Here is a 20,127-nt window from a genome sequence, read left to right on the forward strand (position 1 = left end):
GTCGCACAATCTTTGTGCGGTATTGCCTTGACAATTTCCGCCAGCTATGGTATACTATTCTTAGTTAGAAAAAGCTAACCATCGGGAAGCACCACATGTGATCCCATGCAGTGCTTCCCGATAATCGTACACGTGGGTTAGCGAAAACTAATTTCCAAACAAAGTTTTTTCAAAAAGAGGACGGTGTGACATGTTTTTAGAGATTCAACAAATCAAGAAACATTTCGGAGAGGGTGAAAGCCGTGTCGATGTGCTCAGGGGCATTGACATCAGCATTGAAAAAGGCGAGATTTGTGTATTGCTGGGGCCTTCCGGTTCCGGAAAATCCACGCTGCTGAACATCATCGGCGGCATTGAAACGCCGGACAGCGGCAAGATTACCATTCACGGGGAAACCATTGGGGAAATGAACGAAAAGAATCTGACGCTGTACCGCCGGAAGCATCTGGGGTATATTTTCCAGATGTACAATCTGATCCCGAACCTGAATATCAAGGAGAATGTGGAAGTCGGTGCGTACCTGAGCGACAATCCGCTGGACGTAGACGACCTGCTGAAAACGCTGGGGCTGTATGAGCACCGCCACAAGCTGCCGAATCAGCTTTCCGGCGGACAGCAGCAGCGGACGGCGATCGGCAGAGCCGTTGTCAAGAATCCGGATATTCTGCTGTGCGACGAACCGACCGGTGCACTGGACTACCACACTTCCAAGGAGATCCTGAAGCTGCTGGAAGATGTCAGCCGCAAGTACGGCAATACAGTTGTCATGGTTACCCATAACGATGCTCTGCAAAATATGGCAGACCGCGTGGTGAAGCTGCGTGACGGAAAAATCCGTAAGAATTTTGTCAACGAAACCAAAATTCCGGCAGCAGAATTGGAGTGGTGACCGATGACGAAAAAGATGAAAAATCCATTGAACCGACGGCTGCCGCGGGAACTGAAAAGCGAATTCGGAAAGTATCTGGTGATCTTTCTGTTTTTTATCATGGTGATCTCTCTGGTTTCCGGTTTTCTGGTAGCAGATACCAGTCTGCATACGGCTTATCTGGACGCTTTCGACAAGTACAATATCGAAGACGGCAACTTTGCGTATGCGGAAGAAGCTTCTGACGATGCCATTGCCGCAATCGAAAAAGACGGCAAGGTCAAGGTCTATGCCAACTTTTACAAAGAAGAAGACACGGACGATTTCGAAAGCACATTCCGTGCGTTCGGAGAACGAAACGACATCGACAAGGTGTGCCTGCTGGACGGCGATATGCCCAAGGCGGACACTGACGTGGCAATTGACCGGCTCTATGCCAAGAACCATGATCTGGAAATTGGCGACAAGTTCGGCGTTGCCGGAAAAGACCTGACCATTTCCGGCATTGTGGCTCTCTCGGATTATTCCACACTGTACCAGAACGCCTCGGATATGATGTTCGATAACGACAAGTTCGGTGTCGGCGTCATGACAGATGCAGGGTTTGCAGCCCTGCGGGAAAACCACCTGTACTATAACTACAGCTGGAGTTATGACACTGCACCGGAGGACGATGCCGAAGCCAAGGACATGGCGGAAGATCTGATGCCGATTCTGGCAGAGAACGGCATGCTGACCAATTTCCTGCCGGAGTATCTCAATCAGGCGATTATTTTTGCCGGCGATGATATGGGCGGCGATATGTCCATGATTCTGGCATTCCTGTATATCGTCATTGTGATTCTGGCATTCGTGTTTTCCATTACCATTTCCAACAACATCACCAAGGAAGCGAATGTCATTGGTACGCTTCGTGCTTCCGGTTATTCCCGCGGAGAAATGGTGCGGCATTATCTGATCATGCCGATGCTGGTGCTGCTGGTTGCCGCAGTTGTGGGAAATGTGCTGGGGTATACATGGCTGGAACAGATATTCGCCAACCAGTACCTCGCAAGCTACGGCTTGACCACTTACGAAGTTCTGCTCAATCCGCAGGCATTTGTGCTGACGACAGTGATCCCGCTGATCCTGCTGTTCATCATTAATTTTGTGATGCTGACTGTCAAGATGCGAATCTCGCCGCTGCAATTCATTCGCCGCGACCTGTCCAAGCGGATGAAGAAAAAGGCATTCCGCCTGAATACCAAAATTCCGATCATGCGTCGCTTTCAGATGCGTGTGATTTTCCAGAACTTTCCGAACCATGTCATGATCTTTTTCGGCGTATTCTTTGCCAACTTCATCCTTATGTTCGGAATGATCCTACAGCCGATGCTGGCACATTATCAGAATACCATTACCGACAATGTGCTTTCTGCATATCAGTATATTCTGAAAACACCGGCAGAAACAGAAACCGGCGGGGCAGAAAAATTCTGCTTCGGCAGTCTGGACACCTTGCCGGAGAAACGCAGCAGTGAAAGCGTTTCCCTGTACGGCGTAAAGCCGGACAGCGACTATGTCAAGCTGCACTCTTCCGGAAAAAAAGTAGATATTTCCACTGCCTATGCAGAAAAGTACGGCGTGGAAAAGGGTGACACCATAACCCTGAAAGACCCCTATGGCAGCGACAAGTACAAGTTTGAGGTCGGCGGCATCTACGATTATCCGTCCACCATTGCCGTCTTTATGGAACAGGATCTGTTCCGTCAGACGTTCGATTACGACAGCGATTACTTTAACGCCTACTTCTCTGACCAGAAGATCAAGGACATTGACGATGCCCTGATTTCCACAGAGATCACAGTAGACGATCTGACAAAGACTTCCCGTCAGCTGATTCGCTCTATGGGCAGCATGATGAATCTGTTCTTGGTATTCGGGGCACTGATGTTCGTGCTGATCCTCTATCTGCTGTCGAAGATCATCATCGAAAAGAATGCCCAGTCGATCTCTATGGTCAAAATTCTGGGGTACAACAATCGGGAGATCAACCGCATCTATCTGCACTCCACGACGATCGTGGTAATACTGTGTATTCTCATTACCATACCGATTTCCAGTCTGGTGATGAAAGAAGTCGTAGAAGTGGTATTCTTTGAATACTCCGGCTGGATCACCTATTATATGCCGGCAGTCACTTACGTGAAAGTTGCTGCATCAGGTATTATCTGCTATGCAATCGTTGCGTTCCTGCTGAATCGGAAGGTGAAAAAGATTCCGATGAGTGACGCACTGAAAAATGTGGAATAAACTATAGTATTATATTCACCAATCAAAAAAGCAATACCGCAAGGGGAAAACTCCTCCTGCGGTATTGCTTTTTCTTGCTTATTATAAACCGGAAATCACCGCCGCTGCTGTTTCCGCATGCGGTAGTCAGACGGTGTACAGCCGATTGCTTTGCGGAATGTTTCTGTGAAATAGCTGGAGCCGCTGAATCCGCACTGCATGGCGATTTCCGTCACGCTCAGATCCGGATTGGACAGCAGTTCGATGCTCTTGGAAATGCGGTATTCCGTCAGATAAGCATTGGGTGTCTGGTTCAGGTATTCCTTGAAAATGGAGCAGCAGCTGCTGCGGCAGACGTACCCTGCTGCGGCGATGTCCTGTAATGCGATTTTGCTGCCGTACTTCTGCTGGATAAAGCCTACCATTTTGTGCATGGCTTCCAGCCGCTTGCTGTCGTTGGGTTCCCAGGGTTCGGTGTTGTTCTGTGTCAGATTCCACAGGGCGTGACAGATGCGGTAGATGCAGCTGAACAGCAGCAGCGTGTATCCCTCCTGCTGAACAGATGCACACTGAAACAGTTCGCAGACATCGGTGATGATCGCCTTTTCCGCGGCGATTTCAGGGTGCAGGATCAGATATGGCGGAGCATGGTGGATCACCGCGTCCAGCAGGTCTTTGGTAACGGGATTCGTTGCAAGCGTCGGCGGGAACAGGACACAGTCATAAACCCAGTTGCTGGATTTTTCCCAGTATCCATAGTGCATCTGTCCGGAATTTACAAAGATCATCTGCCCCGGCAGCAGCCTGCACTGTTCGCCATTGACGCTGTACCACATGGGAGCGTTTTTGACGTAGATGAACTCAAATTCGGTATGCCAGTGATTGACAATGGAGAGTGAGGGATAGTCCTCCTGTGAAAAATGGGAAGCTTTGATCGGCAGATTCGGAACATTGTATTGGATAATTTCCGATTTGTTGTCTGTCAGTTCCAGTGCACTGTACATGTGGAAGGCTCCTTTCATCTCTTTGCTAAGGAAACACTGAATAAAGCCGTCAGGCGGGCTTTGTGCGGTATTGCCCTAATTCTTCACGCGGCTGCCTGTGCCAGGGCTTCCGGCTCTGCCGCCGGTTCCTGTCGTGTCAGATTCTTTACCCAGTTGTGCTTGCGGTAGTTCTTGAGCACTGCCGGAAGCTTGATGATCTCGTCTACGTTGATCAGAATATAAACGGTCAGTACCGGCAGTTTCAGAACGAACGCCGCAATCAGACCAATGGGAACGGTGACACACCACATGGTGATGCCGTCACAGATAAAGCCGAATTTGGAATCGCCGCCGGCTGCAAAGATGCCGGAGATCACCGTCATGTTGATAGACTTTCCGATGACATAGTAGGAGCAGACCACCAGCATCACACGGAGATAGCCCTTGGCGGTATCTGTCAGAGTGGAGAACAGCGGCGTAAAGGGGATCACACCCAGAATAATCACACCGGCGATCACACCAGCAAAAATAGAAGTCTTGGAAAGCTTTCTGCCGTATTCTTTTGCCTTTTCCAGTTCGCCCTGTCCCAGCAGGCTTCCCACCATAATGCCGCTTGCGGTGGCAATGCCGGTGCAGAAGCAGATGACCAGATTCTTGACGATGTTGGCAATGGAGTTTGCGGCTGCGGCATCGCTGCCCATGTGTCCCATAATGACGGAGTACATGGTGAAGCCCAGTCCCCACATCAGTTCGTCACCGAGGATCGGGGCAGTGTATTTCCAGAAGTCCCGCAGCAGCACCTTGTCCGGACGAATCGCCCAGCCCAGCCGGATCTTTACGCTGTCCTTCTTCATCATGACCAGCAGTGCCCATGCCAGTTCAATGACCTTGGCGATAACTGTTGCAATGGCAGCACCGGCAATACCCATTTTCGGGAAAAAGCCGATACCGAAAATAAAGGCTGCATTCAGAATGATATTGATGACTACGGAAACAGAACTGATGACTGCACTCAGAACGGCGTTGCCGCAGTTCTTCAGAATGCACAGGTAGATCTGCGAAACACTGAGCAGCAAATAGGAAACGCCCACTACCCGCAGATATTCCGCACCGTCTGCGATCAGCACAGGATCCGATGCAAATGCCCGCATCAGCTGTTCCGGAAAGAACGTTGCACCAATGGTGAACGGCAGGGACAGCAGAACGGAGAATGCCAGCCCAATGCCCAGTGTCTTTTCCACGGCACGCTTGTTGCGGATCCCCCAGTACTGTGCGGCGAAAATGGAAACGCCGGCAGTAATGGCAAACAAGAACAGGGAATATACGAACTGGATCTGTCCGGCGAGGGATACTGCCGAGAGAGCATCCTGACTGACAAAACCCAGCATAAATGCGTCTGAGGCATTGACCAGTGCCATCATCAGCTGCTGGAGAGAGATCGGGATCATCAGATGCAGCAGTTTTTTCCGGAATTCTGCACGATTGCTTTGTGTCATATGTCATTCTCCTTTTCTTTGATTTTTTTCAAACAAATTCAGAGCAATACCGCACAAAGAGCATCTGTCGCACAATCTTTGTGTGGTATTGCCTCAGGTGTATTTCCGGAGCAGAGCAACACGTCTTGTTCCGGATTCGTTTGATATTATAAGACAAAGAAAATTCGATTTCTATAACATTCCGCTGAATCATTATAACAATCGTACAAATTCAAGGGATTTGAAAAACGTTTTGCAGAATATGTGGTATCGATTTCAAAATCGTGCACAAATTGTACGATTTTGATGTTGCTCCGATCATATCATAAAAATATCTGCTTGTCAAGCTGCCGGAGAAAAAAGAAAAGAATTTTTTACAAGACCAGTATGGCACTTGAACAACATCAACAGATATGATATAATAAAAGTGTACCCAATCTGCGAAAGGAGCATTTGCACATGCAGAGAACGATCCCACGGCTGCTGATCAGTGCAGTCGGCAGCGGCACCGGAAAAACTACAGTTACCGCAGCACTGCTGTCTGCCCTCTGTGCCCGCGGCATGCGTGTGAAGAGCCTGAAGTGCGGACCGGACTATATCGACCCCATGTTTCATAGTCATATTACCGGAAGACCGGCATACCATGCCGATCCTTTTTTTCTGTCCCGTTTTGCCATGCGGGAACTGGTTTCCCGTGTTAGTGCAGATGCGGACTGCACGATCTTCGAGGGGGCAATGGGCTATTATGACGGCATCGGCGGCACGGAGCAGGCCAGTGCCTACACCGTTTCGGACTGGCTGGAACTCCCCACGCTGCTGGTGGTAAATCCCCAAGGTATGGGCTGTTCCATAGCGGCAGTGTGCCGCGGATTCCAGACGTTCCGGACACCGAACCCGATCTGCGGCATTTTGCTGAACGGGGTTCGCCGCGGCATGGCTGCCTATTATCGGGAGATTCTGGAACGGGAAACCGGCTTGCCGGTGCTGGGCTGTCTGCCGCAGCTTTCGGAGGTGCAGCTGGAAAGCCGCCACCTTGGGCTGATGACAGCGGGAGAGGTGTCCCGACTGGACGAAAAAGTCCGGCTTCTGGGAAAGACTGCGGAAGAAACCATGCAGCTGGATCAGATTCTGGAACTCGCACGCAAGGCACCGCCGCTGCCGGAAGTGCCGCTGCTGTCAAAGCCGCAGCCGTCATTTCGGCTGGGTATCGCACAGGATCGGGCATTCTGCTTTTACTATGCAGAAAATCTGGAACTGCTGGAGCATTATGGTGCAGAATTGGTGCCGTTTTCGCCGCTGGAAGATGCAGCCCTTCCGGAAAATCTAGACGGCTTGTATTTTGGCGGCGGTTATCCGGAATTGTACCTGCCCCAGCTTAGCGGCAACACGTTGTTTCTGGAATCCCTGCGGCAGGCAGCCGAAACTGGTATCCCGATCTGGGGAGAATGTGGCGGCTTTCTGTACTTGCAGCAGTCTATGGCTGGAAAAGACGGCATACGCTATCCCATGGCGGGACTGCTGTCCGGAGATGCGGCACTGGGAGAACGCCTTTGCCGGTTCGGGTATGTCACGCTGACAGCTCGGCAGGACACCGTGTTCGGAAGGGCAGGAGCATCGATTCCGGCTCACGAGTTCCACTATGCCGACAGCACGGCGAACGGCAACGCATTTCTGGTGCAGCGTCCCAATGGGAAAACGTGGGAGGCAATGCAGTGTCGGGGAAACATCATTGGCGGATTCCCGCACTTGTATTTTCCCGCTAATCCGGAATTTCCCATGCAGTTTGCCGCGGCTTGTCGGGCGTATCGGAAGAAAAGAGGTGGCATATGCTGATTCTGGTAACAGGCGGTGCCGGCAGCGGAAAGTCCCTGCTGGCGGAGCGTATCAGCATGCAGCTGAAACGCATGCCGTTCTGGTATGTGGCAACGATGCAGGTATGGGATCAGGAGTGCCGCGACCGCATCGACCGCCACCGGCGGCAGCGTGCCGGAAAGGGCTTTCAGACAGTGGAAGCCCCTGTGCATCTGGCAGAAGCGGCAGCAGCACTGCCGCCGGACGGAACAGCACTGCTGGAATGTTTGAGTAATCTGGTGGCAAATGAGCAGTTCGGCGGAGATACCGGAGCACCGGTGCAGGCGGTTCTGGACGGGGTGCATGCTCTGTACCGGAATGTGCGGCATCTGGTAATTGTGACCAATGAGGTGTTTTCTGACGGCACGCCGGCTGACCCTGCCATGCAGGCATACCTGCAAAATCTGGGAAACATCAACTGTGCCCTCGGGGCGGAGGCAGACGTTGTGGCAGAATGCTGTGCCGGTCTGCCGGTGATCTGGAAAGGAGAATCGTTATATCATGAAATCATGGCTGGAATCTTTGCTGATCGCACTTTCCATGTATAGTGCGATTCCGGTAAAGTGTTTGAACTGGACTGAGAAAAATCTGCGGAATGCAATGGTGTTTTTCCCGTTGGTGGGGCTGCTCTGCGGGGTAGGGCTGTGGCTGGTCTGGCTGGTCTGCGGCTTGCTGCATGTCAGCAGTGTGCTGTTTGGCGTGCTGGCAGTGGCAAGCGGCGTGCTGATTACCGGCGGCATTCATCTGGACGGCTTCTGTGATACGGCAGATGCTCTCTATTCCCGCCGTCCGCAGGAGGAAAAACTGCGGATTCTGAAAGACCCCAACTGTGGACCTTTTGCGGTGTTCAGCGTAATACTGGTGCTGTTGGTCAGCTTCGGTTCGTATGTGCAGCTGTATCAGACACAGGGGCGGAATGTGGTCTGGCTGCTGGCAGGCGGATTTTTGCTGACACGCTGTCTGAGCGGGATTGCCGTTACGACGCTGCCCGTTGCCCCGACCAGTTCGCTGGTGAAAACATTCGGGGAAAATGCCGGCAAATATGTTCGTGTGCTGCTGCTTATCGAGTACGGCATTACCGGTCTGCTGCTGGTGTGGTTCTGGGGCTGGCTGGCAGTGGTGCTGGTCTGGCTGGGACTGTTCGTCTTTTGGGGCTGTTCTCACATGGCGAAGAAGCAGTTTGGCGGTATCACCGGCGATCTGGCAGGCTTTTTCCTGGTGCTGAGTGAAACCGTGTACCTGTTGGGAGCAGCTCTGCTGGGAGGTGTTCTGGCGTGAAACTGATTCTCGGCGGCTATGCCAACGGCAGAACTGCCTACGCCATGCAGAACTATCAGCTGACAGAATCGGACTGTTTTGATGCGGCGGCAGAACCGCTTGCCCGGTGGAACGGGCAGCGGCTGATCCTGCATGCGGAGCAGCTGGTGAATCCGTGGCTGGAGCAGGGAAAGGAACCGTGTACGGAAATTTTGCCATGGCTGGAACGGTGGCAGAATGCAGTGCTCATCACGCAGGAAGTGGGCTGCGGTCTGGTGCCTGTCACCCCGCAGCAGCGGCAGCTGCGGGAAGCCGTGGGACATTTCAACAGATTGTTGGCAGAATGTGCAGAAACGGTGGAACGTGTCTGCTGCGGTCTGGGCATGCAGCTGAAATAGGAGCAGAACCATGTGGATATTGTTGAGTGTTGCGTTGGGATTTTTGCTGGATCTCTGCTTCGGGGATCCGGTCTGGCTGCCGCACCCTGTGGTGCTGATCGGGAAAAGCATTTCGCGGCTGGAAAAATTTCTCCGGCAAAAGTTCCCGCAAACGCCGGCAGGGGAAACAAAGGCAGGCGTGATTCTGGCGGTCTGCATTCCCCTGTGCAGCCTGCTGTTGTCCGGCGGAATCCTGCTGCTGGCGTATCATATTTCGTTCTGGCTCTGGTTTGTGCTGCACACGTTCTGGTCGTATCAGATTCTGGCAGCACGTTGTCTGGAGCAGGAGAGCCGGAAAGTGTATCGGTTTCTGGCGGCTGGCGATTTGTCCGGTGCCAGAACGCAGCTTTCCTATCTGGTAGGACGGGAAACGTCACAGCTTTCTGCTGAAGAAGTGACGAAAGCCTGTGTGGAAACGGTTGCGGAAAATACCTCTGACGGCGTGACTGCACCGCTGTTTTACTTGCTGCTGGGCGGCGTGCCGCTGGGGTTTTGCTATAAGGCAATCAATACGCTGGATTCCATGGTGGGCTACCGCAATGCAAAGTACCTCTTTTTCGGCAGGGCATCGGCAAAAACAGACGATGCGGTAAACTGGCTGCCTGCCCGTATCTGCGGTGTGCTGCTGACTGTTTCCGCGTTTCTTCTGGGACTGGACGGAAAGGGAGCATGGCGGATTTTTCGCCGTGACCGAAACAACCACCTTTCCCCGAACTCTGCACAGACAGAGTCCGCGGCAGCGGGAGCACTGGGCATTCAGCTGGGCGGCACCCATGTCTATTTCGGGGAAGTGGTGGAAAAGCCAACGATCGGAAATGCAGACAGACCGGCAGAACCGGAGGACATTCCCCGTACCAATGGCATGATGCTGGCGGCATCGGGGCTGTCACTGCTGGGATTTGGTCTGCTGCGGCTGGTTGTAGTTTTGCTGCTGCGGTAAGTGAAAACCGAGTTTGCCATGTATGCCATCCATGAAAAAGGGTGGAGAGGTTCTCCTGTGAAGTGTAGCTTCTAGGGCAGTCGTGTTGAAACCGTCCGGCGGAATTCGCTCGTTCCTCGCTGTCTGCCTGTGGCTTTCCAACGCCGATTGTTGCCCTTGCCTGTATTGGCAGTGTTGATATTCTGGTGTTTTCTGGTGCAGGCGGTCAACTTTATTTGATACGGCGTTTGCAAGTTTATCTGTTTATCATCTTTCATGTACAACCGATTTCACAAGGAGTTACGCTTCTTTTTTTCTTTACTGAAAAGAAAAAAAGAAGCAAAAAAAGAAAAGAGAAAAGAGTTCGCGTTTCACTTGCACTATAAGGTCAAATATCGCCCGAAGATATAACATTTTTCGATCAACAAAAATCCCCCGGCGGGGTAACAGGCGGCGGCTGCCGCCGTAACACTACCCTTTTACAGTTGAAATTGGGGCGTAGGGTCAGCGGCGACTCGCCGTAGGGAGGTGTGTTTATGCCGAAACATGGCGGAAATATCTATCAAAATCCGGAATGTTCCGCCGAATGGCTGGACTTTTCGGCAAATATCAACCCGTTCGGCGTGCCGGAAACAGTGCAGCATGCCGTTCAGCGTGCTGTCGGTGCATTGGTGCACTATCCCGATCCCGCCCAGCAAAAACTGCGGCAGGCACTGGCGGAATTCCATGGCAGACTGCCGGCGGAAATCGTCTGCGGTAATGGCGGTGCTGATGTGATCTTTCGCATCGCCCATGCTCTGAAACCGCAGCACGCCCTGCTGCCGGTTCCTGCATTTTCAGAGTACGAAGCGGCACTCCACGAAGCCGGCTGCCACGTGACACACTGGAATATGCCGTTTCCGTATCAGATCACGCCTGCCCTGCTGGACGAACTGCGGCAGGGAAATTATGACTTTCTGGTGCTGTGTAATCCCAATAACCCCACAGGAACCGGAATCCCACCGGCACTGCTGGAACAGCTCCTGCATCTTGCCGCAGAAAAGCACGTCTTTGTCCTGCTGGACGAGTGCTTCTGCGATATGGCGGAAACAGAGCCGGACATTGTTTCCATGATTCCGCGGCTGTCGGAGTTTCCACATGTGCTGGTGCTGAAATCCCTGACGAAACTGTACGCCCTTGCCGGTCTTCGGCTGGGTTACGGCATCTGTTCCGATCAGAAAGTGACGGCAAAAATCGCACACACCGGACAGCCGTGGTCGGTCAATCTGCTGGCAGAAGCTGCCGGCATCGCGGCACTGTCGGCGGAGGACTATCGGAAAATGTCGCTGGAATTTCTGCAAAATGAGCGTTGGCGGCTGTTTGACGAACTGGGAAAACTGGGGTTCCGTATGTGGAAACCCAGTGCCAATTACGTGTTCTTTCAGGCGGAACAATGTCCGGATCTGGACAGGCAGCTGCTGCCCTACGGAATCTTGCTGCGGCACTGCGATACCTATGACGGACTGGACGCGACTTATTATCGTGCAGCTGTGCGGCTGCCGGAGGAAAATCAATATCTGCTGCACTGTCTGCGGTGCATTCTGGGCGAGGAGGGCTTGCTATGGCAGCAAAATCACTAATGGTACTGGGGACAATGTCGTCTGCCGGAAAAAGTTTTGTCACGGCAGGGCTTTGCCGGATCTTCCGGCAGGACGGCTACCGGACAGCCCCGTTCAAATCCCAGAACATGGCACTCAATTCCTATATCACCGCAGACGGCATGGAAATGGGACGGGCACAGGTGATGCAGGCGGAAGCGGCAGGTATTGCACCAGACGTTCGCATGAATCCGATTTTGCTGAAGCCCACCAGCGACAGCGGCTCGCAGGTGATCGTCAACGGCGAAATCTATGGCACCATGCGTGCACAGGAATATTACACGAAAAAGCAGGAACTGATTCCCTACATTCTGAAAGCCTATCACGCTCTGGCAGCGGAAAACGACATCATCGTACTGGAGGGTGCCGGCAGTCCGGCGGAGATCAATCTCAAGTCAGTGGACATTGTCAATCTGGGCATGGCGGAACTCTCGGATTCTCCGGCGATTCTGGTGGGGGATATTGACCGCGGCGGCGTGTTTGCATCACTTTATGGTACGATCATGCTGCTGGACGATGCGGAACGCCGCCGGATTCGGGGTATTGTCATCAACAAATTCCGCGGAGATGTGGAAATCCTGAAGTCGGGGCTGACTATGCTGGAGGAACTGACTGGTATTCCCGTGCTGGGCGTGGTGCCGTATCTGCCGTTGGAACTGGACGATGAGGACAGCCTTTCCGAACGGCTTTCCCGACGGGAAGCGGCGGCGGAATCTCTGCTGGACGTGGCGGTTATCCGGTTTCCCCGCATTTCCAACTTTACGGATTTCGAAGCGTTGGAACAGGTGGAGGGCGTGTCGGTGCGGTATGTTTCCCGACGCGGTGAACTGGGCACACCGGACATGATCCTTCTTGCAGGCACCAAGAGCACAATGGCAGATCTCCGCTGGCTGCGGCAAAGCGGACTGGAGGCGGAACTGCTGAAATGCCACGAAAAAGGCGTGTTCCTCATGGGTATCTGCGGCGGTTTTCAGATGCTGGGAAAACGGCTCTGCGATCCGGAACAGGTGGAAGACGGCGGCGAACTCCGTGGCATGGGGCTGCTCGATGTGGAAACCGTTTTCCGACCGGAAAAGCATCGTGCTCAGACTGCCGGAATGGTTTCCTGTTTGTCCGGACAGCTGGAACTGCTTTCCGGCTGTGCTGTGCGGGGATACGAAATTCACATGGGCGAAACGGTGTACACGGAAACGGCACAGCCTTTTGCCATGCTGACAGACGGCAGAAAGGACGGCTGTGTTTGTGCAGACGGCACAGTTTGCGGCACATATCTGCACGGCATTTTCGACACGCCGGAACTGACGCAGAAGCTGGTGCAGCTGCTGTTGGAGAAAAAGGGCATTTCCGGAACGACAGTGCCGGCGGTGGACTTTGCGGCGAAAAAGGAACAGGAATACAATAAGCTGGCTGATCTGCTGCGGGAGCATCTGGACATGCCGAAAATCTACGACATTCTGAACAGCTGGGGGAAAATGCCATGAAGCAGCTGCGGGAAGGATACACGACCGGTTCCTGTGCGGCGGCGGCAAGTTTTGCCTCAGTGCTGTGGCAGACTTCCGGCAAGTGTCCGGAGTGGGTCGAACTGGAAGTGCCGGCAGGAAAGCTGCTGCATCTGGAAATACAGGCAGAAGAAGCCTATACCTGCGGTGTGCAGAAAGACGGCGGCGACGATCCGGACGAAACCAACGGCTGTCTGGTGACGGCTTCTGTGGAGATTCTTCCCGCTGCCGGAGCCGTGCAGTTTCGTGCCGGAACTGGTGTGGGGACGATCACCCGAAAAGGGCTGAAACTGCCGGTGGGAGAACCGGCAATCAATCCGGTGCCGCGGCAGATGATCGAAAAGGCAGTGCGGTCTGTCATTGGAGAAAAGGGTGCAGTGGTGACGATCTCCGTGCCCAACGGGGAAGTGATCGCAGAAAAAACATTCAACGGACGGCTGGGCATTACCGGCGGAATCTCCATACTGGGCACCACCGGCATCGTCCGTCCCATGAGCGAAGAAGCCATACGGGAAACCCTGTACCTGGAATTGTCCATGTGCCGGCAGGAGTACGGCACCGCCTGTGCCTTTGTGACGGGCTATGCGGGAGAGTCATTTCTGAAGCGGCAGTATCCGCAGGGAAAAGCCATTGTGCTTTGCAGCAATTATCTGGGATATCTGCTGGACTGTGCAGAAGAACTGGGCTTTACCCATGTGCTGCTGGCAGGCCGGACGGGAAAGCTGGTGAAGCCGGCAGCGGATATTATGTATCTGCACAGTCACACTGCCGGCGGACAGCGGGAAGTGATCTGCACCCATGCGGCACTTGCCGGAGCGTCCCGTGCACAGGTGCAGCAGCTGTATCAGTGTAACACCACACGGGACATGACGGAACTGCTCTGTACCTATCCCCTTGCGGAGCAGGTCTGGCATACCATTGCAGAGAAGGTCTGCGAAAACTGCATGCGGCGTACCCATGGAAAAATACAGGTGGGGCTGCTGCTGCTGGACGAAAATGACAGGATTCTGGCGGAGAGCAGCCAGACGGATTCCATCAGAAAGGCGTGGTTGACATGCGGCACAAACTGATTCTTGCCGGAGGCGGCAGCGGCACGGCGGAGTATCTGCTGCCGGCAGCAAAAAAAGCACTGGAAGAAGTGGAACTGGTCATTGCTTCTCCGCGGTTTCTGGAACTGCTCCACATCAGAAAGACCATGCCTATGGGACATATTTCCGAACTGCTGGAATCCCTTCCGGCAATGCTGGAACGGGAGAGCATCGGCATTGTGGTTTCCGGTGACCCGCTGCTGTACAGCCTTTGCCGGACGCTCCGGAACCGGTATCCGGAACTGGAAATGCAGGTGATCCCCGGCGTGGGATCGCTGCAGCTGTTGGGGGCGGCGTTTGGGCTGACGATGGAACAGGCGAAGATTTGCAGCATTCACGGCAGGGCGTATCATGCCGGCACCATTGCCTGCACGGTTTCGGAGCATGCGGAAACTTTTTTCTTTTGTTCCCGCACGCAGGGACCGCGGGAAATCGCGGCGGCATTGCTGGCATACGGGCTGTCGGATACGGAAATTTTCGTGGGGGCAGATCTGACCTATCCCACCCAGAAACTCTGGCACGGCACACCGGCACAGGCGGCAGAACTGGACGATCCGGAACTGTGCGTGGCGGCGGTGCGGAATCCGGCTCCCAAGCCGGTGACCAGACTGGGACTGCTGCCGGACAGTGCATTTCTGCGGAATCGTTCGCCTATGACCAAGGAGGAAGTCCGTGCGGTGATACTGTCCAAGCTGCGGCTGAAACCGGACGCGGTCGTCTGGGATCTGGGGGCAGGAACAGGCAGCGTTTCCATAGAATGTGCCCGCATGTGTCCGTTCGGGGAGGTCTACGCGGTGGAGTATAAGCCGGAGGCACTGGACATTCTGGAACAGAACAAGACACGGTTTCAGACGAAGAATTTGCAGATCATTGCCGGCAGGGCAGAAGAACAGGTGCAGCATTTGCCGGTGCCGGACTGTGTCTTTTTGGGCGGCAGCAGCGGTGCGGCAAAACAGCTGGTTGCCGGTCTGCGGCAGCTGCGGCAGCCGGTACGGCTGGTCGCCAGTGCGGTGACAATGGAAACGCAGGCGGAACTGTTTCCGCTGTTGCAGGAACTGCCGCAGTTCGAAGTGGTGCAGCTGGCAGTCGGCTGCGGAAAAACGGTGGGAAATTATCACGTGCTGGAGGGCAATCATCCGGTGCTGCTGTTCTCGTGCATGACAAAGGAGTAAACCATGAAACAAGGAATTTTTTATGCGGTAGGCGTTGGGGCAGGTGACCCGATGGACATGACTCTGCGGGCAAAGGCAGTGCTGGAACAGGCAGACATCATCGTCACGCCCATTCCCAAAGCCGGCGGCACATCTGCGGCATATGCCATTGCGGCACAGGCGGCAGACCTCTCCTATGCGGAACGGCTGGACATTCTGTTTCCCATGCAGGCACACAACGACTATCGGGAACGGCTTCGTTCCGGTGTATTGCAGCCGGTCTGTACAGCCCTGGACAGCGGCAGGCAGGTGGCAATGGTGACGCTGGGTGATGTTTCTGTTTACAGCACAGCTTCCTATGTGCGGCAGCTTCTGGCGGAAAAGGGCTATGCCACACAGGTGATCGCCGGTGTGCCGTCCTTTTGTGCCGGTGCGGCAAAGGCACAGCAGAGCCTTTGCGAGAACAGTGAGTCCCTGCAAATTCTGCCGGCAGTGCATTCCCGTGAAGCGGTCGAAACCGCACTGGAACAGTTCGACAATTTGGTGGTGATGAAAGCCGGACGTGCTATGGCGTGGCTCCTGCCGCTGCTGCGGGAACGGGGACTGCTGGAACATACCACCATGCTCCGCGATGTGGGCATGCCGTCGGAATACATCGGCAAGCCGGAACTGGAGCCGTATTCATATTTTACCACACTGCTCATCAAGGGAGGAGATCTGTAAATGGTATATTTTGTAGGTGCCGGTGCCGGTGATCCGGAACTGCTGACAGTCAAAGGCAAGCGGCTGATCGACAACGCCGATACAATTATTTATGCCGGTTCGCTGGTGAATCCCGCGGTGCTGGCAGACCGCAGGCCGGATTGTCAGGTGTACGACAGTGCCGGCATGACACTGGAAGAAGTCCTTGCTGTGATGCAGGAAACAGAAGCACAGGGGAAAATGACTGTCCGTGTCCATACCGGCGATGCTTCCATTTACGGGGCGATTCGGGAACAGCTGGACGCGTTGGACAAGCTGGGAATTCCTCATACAGTGGTGCCGGGAGTCAGTTCGTTTCTGGCTGCGGCTGCGGCAATGCAAAAGGAATACACCCTGCCGGACGTGACACAGACGGTGATCCTCACCCGCATGGAGGGCAGAACACCGGTTCCGGAACGGGAACGGCTGGAAGAACTGGCGAAGCACCGTGCCACCATGATTATTTTTCTTTCGGTGGGACGTATTGCGGAGCTGGCGGAACGGCTGCGGACGGCTTATCCGGCAGCCACACCGGTGGCAGTGGTGTACAAGGCAAGCTGGCCGGAGGAAAAAATCGTGACCGGAACCCTTCTGGACATTGCCGAGAAAGTGCAGGCGGCAGGCATTACCAAGACTGCACTGGTGACTGTGGGCGAATTTCTGGGGGACACCTATGCCCTGTCGAAGCTGTACGATAAAACATTTACCCACGAATTCCGAAAGGGTACCGAAGCATGAAAACGGCGTATTTCTGGCTGACACCGCAGGGGAAACAGCTGGCAGAACAATTGCAGGCACACTTCGGCGGCATGGTGGAACCAAAGGCAGATTTTGCAGAAGCAGTGCGGCGGGCGTTTGCAGACTGTGATGCACTGGTGTTTGTCATGGCGACAGGTATCGTGGTGCGTACCATTGCTCCGCTGGTGCAGTCCAAGGCATCTGATCCGGCAGTGCTGGTGCTGGATCAGCGGGGAAAACATGTCATCAGTCTGCTGTCCGGTCATCTGGGCGGTGCCAATGCTATGGCAGAGCAGGCGGCGGCGTATCTGGGCGGAGAAGCTGTCATCACCACGGCGACTGACGTGGAACACGTGCCGGCGTTCGATCTGTTTGCCAAGGAAAATCATCTGACTATCGAAAATCTGGAAGAACTGAAATATATCAGCGGGGCATTGGTGGCGGGAGAGCCGGTTTCCCTTTGCACAGCGTTCCCGGTGGAAAAGAACGCGTTTCCGGAAACGGTACAGATACAGCCTTTCTCCGAAACGCCCCGGCATGCCTGTGCTGTGGCAATTGCAGATACCACGGAATCTGTCGCGGCACCCCATGTACTCTATCTGCGGCCGAAAAGTCTGGTGCTGGGGGTGGGGTGCAAAAAGCAGATCCCGCCGGCACATCTGGAACAGTGCTTCCGGACGTTTTTGCAGGAGCACCACCTCAGTCTTTCGGCAGTGGAAAAGCTGGCGACCATTGGGCTGAAGCGGGAAGAGCCGGCGATTCTGGCACTGTGTGAGAAGTACCGCCTGCCGCTGGAGATCGTGGCAGATGCAGATATTCAGGCTTGTGCGTATCCCTTTGCTGCATCGGCATTTGTGCAGCAGGTCACAGGGCTGCCTTCTGTTTCAGAGGCTTCTGCCTATCTGGCATCGGGCTGCGGGAAGGTGCTGACCGGAAAAGTGAAGTACAGCGGTGTCACGTTTGCCGCCTGTCGGAAAACAATCGAGCCGCTGCATTGGAAGGAGCGAGGGCAATGAAACCGAAAATTTATGTTGTCGGGTTTGGACCCGGAGAACGTCCGTATATGACACAGCAGGCAGTGGATGCTATGACACAGGCAGATCTGGTCGTGGGCTACACCACATACGTCCGCCTGCTGGAAAAGCAGTTCCCCGAACTGCAATATTATGCCACTCCCATGCGGAAAGAAGCAGACCGCTGCCGTGCTGCGGTGGAAGCGGCATTGACCGGAAAAACAGTAGCTCTGGTTTCCAGCGGCGACAGCGGTATTTACGGCATGGCTGGGGTGCTGCTGGAAATTGCAGCGGAGATGCAGGCAGATGTGGAAGTAATTGCCGTTGCCGGTGTCACGGCTGCCAGTGCGGCGGCGGCAGTGCTGGGAGCACCGCTGATGCACGACTTTGCCGTTATCAGCCTGAGCGACTGCATGACACCGCTGGAACAGATCTACCGGCGGGTCGCACTGGCGGCGGAGGCGGATTTTGTCATCTGCCTTTATAATCCTAAATCCCGTTCCCGCACGGCGTATCTGGCAGAAGCGGCAAAGCTGATACAGCAGCACCGCAAGCCGGAAACACCGGTGGGCATTGTCCGGAATGCGGGACGGGAAGGGAAACGGGCCTGGATCACCACGCTGGAAAAGCTGCCGGAAGAACCGGTGGATATGTTCTGTGTGGTGCTGGTGGGCAATTCCCAGACCTATGTGCAGAACGGCAAAATGATCACGCCCCGCGGCTATTGTGTCAGACGGGAGGAATCGTGTTGAAGATCGCTGTCATTGCCGGAACCAGCGAAGCTACGGAACTGATCGCGGCACTGCCGGCGGAAGATACTGTCACCGCCTTTGCTGCTACGGCATACGGGAAAGAAATTCTGGCGGGACAGCACTGCACCGTGCATGTGGGACGGCTGGACACGGAAGGGTTCCGGCAGGCTCTCCGCGGTATGCATGCCGTGGTTGATGCGTCCCACCCCTTTGCACAGGAAGTGACAAAAACCGTGCGGCAGGTCTGCACCGAATTGCAGCTGCCTTATTTTCGGCTGGGACGGCAGAAGATGACGTATGCCTATGACAAGCTGGTGCCGGTGGATTCCAAAGAAGCGGCGGCAGCTTATCTCGCCGGAATTTCCGGAAACATTTTGCTGACCACCGGTGGAAACACCCTTTCATTTTATGCGGAAAATGTGCCGGAATTTGCGGTGCGGGGGTGGGCGAGGATTCTGGACACACCGGATTCCCGCCGCCTGACGGAGCCGTTTCAGGCACATTGTATCTATGCCAAGCCGCCTTTTTCGCAGGCGGACACGGAGAAGCTGCTGCGGGAATATCAGATTGCTGTACTGGTTTCCAAGGACAGCGGCAAACGCGGCGGCGTAGCAGAAAAAATTGCAGCAGCAAAGACCATGCAGATTCCGGTGGTGCTGATCACGGCACCGGAGGAATCCGTTCACACCATTGCAGAGGTCGCAACACAATTGCAGCAGTACCGGAGGAATTTTTATGGAACCGATCTATCAGAAACCCATGGACATTGAAGCGAGAAGCATGGCGATCATCGAGGAACACCTCACCGGCGTAACACTGCCGGAGCCGGAACGGAGCATTCTCAAGCGGGTGATCCACACGACTGCCGATTTCGATTACACGGAAAATCTGTGCTTTTCGGAAAATGCCGTGTCGTCTGCACTGGAAGCCCTGCAAAGGGGAGCACACATTGTGACGGATACCAATATGGCACTTTCCGGCATCAATAAGCGTTCACTCCACGGGCTGGGGTGCGAAGCGTATTGTTTCATGTCCGATGCAGACGTGGCAGAGGAAGCCAGAGTGCGTGGTGTGACGCGGGCAATGGTTTCCATGGAAAAGGCATGCCGGCTGGACGGGGACTTGATTTTTGCAGTGGGAAATGCCCCGACAGCTCTGATACAACTGGACGAACTGATTCGTGCAGGAAAGCTGCTGCCGAAGCTGATCATCGGCGTGCCGGTGGGGTTTGTCAACGTGGTGGAAGCCAAGGAACTGATCATGGCACAGGAGCAGGTGCCATATATTGTGGCAAAGGGGCGAAAGGGCGGCAGCAATGTGGCGGCGGCGATCTGTAATGCGTTGCTGTATCAGCTGTACCGGTAAAAACAGAATTGGAACCGGAGAAATTTTCAGCACAAACACAAAATATAATATATAAGGCAATACCGCACAAAGAGCGTCTGGC

Annotated in this window: 19 protein-coding genes; 17 read left to right on the top strand and 2 right to left on the bottom strand. The window is 54.3% G+C overall.

Annotation, left to right across the window (positions count from 1 at the left end):
* The first annotated feature begins 190 nt into the window (after positions 1–190).
* Both RUMCAL_RS03690 and RUMCAL_RS03695 read left to right on the top strand, forming a co-directional pair.
* Entirely contained in the window at positions 191–889 is a 699-nt protein-coding gene (locus RUMCAL_RS03690; protein ID WP_021681191.1) for an ABC transporter ATP-binding protein, read from the top strand.
* Positions 890–892: 3 nt separating this feature from the next.
* Positions 893–3,160 carry an ABC transporter permease gene (locus RUMCAL_RS03695; RefSeq protein ID WP_021681192.1) on the top strand — a complete coding sequence of 756 codons (2,268 nt, stop codon included), beginning with the start codon at positions 893–895 and terminating at the stop codon, positions 3,158–3,160.
* 95 nt (positions 3,161–3,255) lie between these two features.
* Here RUMCAL_RS03695 and RUMCAL_RS03700 read toward each other — a convergent pair whose 3' ends face one another.
* Positions 3,256–4,143: an AraC family transcriptional regulator gene (locus tag RUMCAL_RS03700; protein WP_040646857.1), complete on the bottom strand. Its 888-nt coding sequence runs from the start codon at positions 4,141–4,143 to the stop codon at positions 3,256–3,258.
* Between the two features lie 83 nt (positions 4,144–4,226).
* Positions 4,227–5,618 carry an MATE family efflux transporter gene (locus tag RUMCAL_RS03705; RefSeq protein ID WP_021681194.1) on the bottom strand — a complete coding sequence of 464 codons (1,392 nt, stop codon included), beginning with the start codon at positions 5,616–5,618 and terminating at the stop codon, positions 4,227–4,229.
* Between the two features lie 438 nt (positions 5,619–6,056).
* On the opposite strand from RUMCAL_RS03705, the gene RUMCAL_RS03710 reads away from it, so the two are divergent.
* The 15 genes from RUMCAL_RS03710 (at position 6,057) to RUMCAL_RS03780 (ending at position 20,045) form a co-directional block, all read left to right on the top strand.
* On the top strand, positions 6,057–7,430 hold the full coding sequence (locus RUMCAL_RS03710; protein WP_021681197.1) for a cobyrinic acid a,c-diamide synthase CobB: 1,374 nt from the start codon (positions 6,057–6,059) through the stop codon (positions 7,428–7,430).
* Positions 7,424–7,996 (top strand): bifunctional adenosylcobinamide kinase/adenosylcobinamide-phosphate guanylyltransferase, encoded by a 573-nt coding sequence (locus RUMCAL_RS03715; protein WP_021681198.1) that lies wholly within the window; start codon positions 7,424–7,426, stop codon positions 7,994–7,996. The genes RUMCAL_RS03710 and RUMCAL_RS03715 overlap by 7 nt, the downstream gene beginning before the upstream one ends.
* Positions 7,950–8,726: an adenosylcobinamide-GDP ribazoletransferase gene (locus tag RUMCAL_RS03720; protein WP_040646861.1), complete on the top strand. Its 777-nt coding sequence runs from the start codon at positions 7,950–7,952 to the stop codon at positions 8,724–8,726. Before RUMCAL_RS03715 ends, RUMCAL_RS03720 begins: the two co-directional genes overlap by 47 nt.
* Positions 8,723–9,103 (top strand): bifunctional adenosylcobinamide kinase/adenosylcobinamide-phosphate guanylyltransferase, encoded by a 381-nt coding sequence (locus RUMCAL_RS03725; protein WP_021681200.1) that lies wholly within the window; start codon positions 8,723–8,725, stop codon positions 9,101–9,103. The genes RUMCAL_RS03720 and RUMCAL_RS03725 overlap by 4 nt, the downstream gene beginning before the upstream one ends.
* Before the next feature lie 10 nt (positions 9,104–9,113).
* On the top strand, positions 9,114–10,082 hold the full coding sequence (cbiB, locus tag RUMCAL_RS03730) for an adenosylcobinamide-phosphate synthase CbiB (protein ID WP_021681201.1): 969 nt from the start codon (positions 9,114–9,116) through the stop codon (positions 10,080–10,082).
* A gap of 515 nt (positions 10,083–10,597) precedes the next feature.
* A complete protein-coding gene (locus RUMCAL_RS03735) occupies positions 10,598–11,680 on the top strand; it encodes a pyridoxal phosphate-dependent aminotransferase (protein WP_021681204.1) in 1,083 nt (360 codons plus the stop codon).
* Entirely contained in the window at positions 11,662–13,179 is a 1,518-nt protein-coding gene (locus RUMCAL_RS03740) for a cobyric acid synthase (protein ID WP_040646862.1), read from the top strand. Before RUMCAL_RS03735 ends, RUMCAL_RS03740 begins: the two co-directional genes overlap by 19 nt.
* Entirely contained in the window at positions 13,176–14,267 is a 1,092-nt protein-coding gene (cbiD, locus tag RUMCAL_RS03745) for a cobalt-precorrin-5B (C(1))-methyltransferase CbiD (protein ID WP_021681206.1), read from the top strand. The genes RUMCAL_RS03740 and cbiD overlap by 4 nt, the downstream gene beginning before the upstream one ends.
* Entirely contained in the window at positions 14,252–15,457 is a 1,206-nt protein-coding gene (locus RUMCAL_RS03750; protein ID WP_021681207.1) for a bifunctional cobalt-precorrin-7 (C(5))-methyltransferase/cobalt-precorrin-6B (C(15))-methyltransferase, read from the top strand. Before cbiD ends, RUMCAL_RS03750 begins: the two co-directional genes overlap by 16 nt.
* A gap of 3 nt (positions 15,458–15,460) precedes the next feature.
* Entirely contained in the window at positions 15,461–16,159 is a 699-nt protein-coding gene (gene cobI / locus RUMCAL_RS03755) for a precorrin-2 C(20)-methyltransferase (protein ID WP_021681208.1), read from the top strand.
* Positions 16,160–16,915, top strand: coding sequence for a precorrin-4 C(11)-methyltransferase (cobM, locus tag RUMCAL_RS03760; RefSeq protein ID WP_021681209.1), 756 nt, complete (start codon positions 16,160–16,162; stop codon positions 16,913–16,915). It begins immediately after the preceding gene.
* Positions 16,912–17,931 carry a cobalt-precorrin 5A hydrolase gene (locus tag RUMCAL_RS03765; protein ID WP_021681210.1) on the top strand — a complete coding sequence of 340 codons (1,020 nt, stop codon included), beginning with the start codon at positions 16,912–16,914 and terminating at the stop codon, positions 17,929–17,931. Before cobM ends, RUMCAL_RS03765 begins: the two co-directional genes overlap by 4 nt.
* Entirely contained in the window at positions 17,928–18,680 is a 753-nt protein-coding gene (gene cobJ / locus RUMCAL_RS03770) for a precorrin-3B C(17)-methyltransferase (RefSeq protein WP_021681211.1), read from the top strand. Before RUMCAL_RS03765 ends, cobJ begins: the two co-directional genes overlap by 4 nt.
* Positions 18,674–19,450 carry a precorrin-6A reductase gene (cobK, locus tag RUMCAL_RS03775; RefSeq protein ID WP_021681212.1) on the top strand — a complete coding sequence of 259 codons (777 nt, stop codon included), beginning with the start codon at positions 18,674–18,676 and terminating at the stop codon, positions 19,448–19,450. Before cobJ ends, cobK begins: the two co-directional genes overlap by 7 nt.
* Positions 19,416–20,045: a precorrin-8X methylmutase gene (locus tag RUMCAL_RS03780; protein WP_040646867.1), complete on the top strand. Its 630-nt coding sequence runs from the start codon at positions 19,416–19,418 to the stop codon at positions 20,043–20,045. Before cobK ends, RUMCAL_RS03780 begins: the two co-directional genes overlap by 35 nt.
* The last annotated feature ends 82 nt before the right edge of the window (positions 20,046–20,127 follow it).

It is taken from the genome of Ruminococcus callidus ATCC 27760, from assembly GCF_000468015.1.
GTDB lineage: Bacteria > Bacillota > Clostridia > Oscillospirales > Ruminococcaceae > Ruminococcus_C > Ruminococcus_C callidus.

Coding starts and splice junctions, on each gene's coding strand:
- RUMCAL_RS03690 (WP_021681191.1), top strand. CDS start 191: ATGTTTTTAGAGATTCAACAAATCAAGAAACATTTCGGAGAGGGTGAA.
- RUMCAL_RS03695 (WP_021681192.1), top strand. CDS start 893: ATGACGAAAAAGATGAAAAATCCATTGAACCGACGGCTGCCGCGGGAA.
- RUMCAL_RS03700 (WP_040646857.1), bottom strand. CDS start 4,143: ATGTACAGTGCACTGGAACTGACAGACAACAAATCGGAAATTATCCAA.
- RUMCAL_RS03705 (WP_021681194.1), bottom strand. CDS start 5,618: ATGACACAAAGCAATCGTGCAGAATTCCGGAAAAAACTGCTGCATCTG.
- RUMCAL_RS03710 (WP_021681197.1), top strand. CDS start 6,057: ATGCAGAGAACGATCCCACGGCTGCTGATCAGTGCAGTCGGCAGCGGC.
- RUMCAL_RS03715 (WP_021681198.1), top strand. CDS start 7,424: ATGCTGATTCTGGTAACAGGCGGTGCCGGCAGCGGAAAGTCCCTGCTG.
- RUMCAL_RS03720 (WP_040646861.1), top strand. CDS start 7,950: ATGAAATCATGGCTGGAATCTTTGCTGATCGCACTTTCCATGTATAGT.
- cbiB (WP_021681201.1), top strand. CDS start 9,114: ATGTGGATATTGTTGAGTGTTGCGTTGGGATTTTTGCTGGATCTCTGC.
- RUMCAL_RS03735 (WP_021681204.1), top strand. CDS start 10,598: ATGCCGAAACATGGCGGAAATATCTATCAAAATCCGGAATGTTCCGCC.
- RUMCAL_RS03740 (WP_040646862.1), top strand. CDS start 11,662: ATGGCAGCAAAATCACTAATGGTACTGGGGACAATGTCGTCTGCCGGA.
- cbiD (WP_021681206.1), top strand. CDS start 13,176: ATGAAGCAGCTGCGGGAAGGATACACGACCGGTTCCTGTGCGGCGGCG.
- RUMCAL_RS03750 (WP_021681207.1), top strand. CDS start 14,252: ATGCGGCACAAACTGATTCTTGCCGGAGGCGGCAGCGGCACGGCGGAG.
- cobI (WP_021681208.1), top strand. CDS start 15,461: ATGAAACAAGGAATTTTTTATGCGGTAGGCGTTGGGGCAGGTGACCCG.
- cobM (WP_021681209.1), top strand. CDS start 16,160: ATGGTATATTTTGTAGGTGCCGGTGCCGGTGATCCGGAACTGCTGACA.
- RUMCAL_RS03765 (WP_021681210.1), top strand. CDS start 16,912: ATGAAAACGGCGTATTTCTGGCTGACACCGCAGGGGAAACAGCTGGCA.
- cobJ (WP_021681211.1), top strand. CDS start 17,928: ATGAAACCGAAAATTTATGTTGTCGGGTTTGGACCCGGAGAACGTCCG.
- RUMCAL_RS03780 (WP_040646867.1), top strand. CDS start 19,416: ATGGAACCGATCTATCAGAAACCCATGGACATTGAAGCGAGAAGCATG.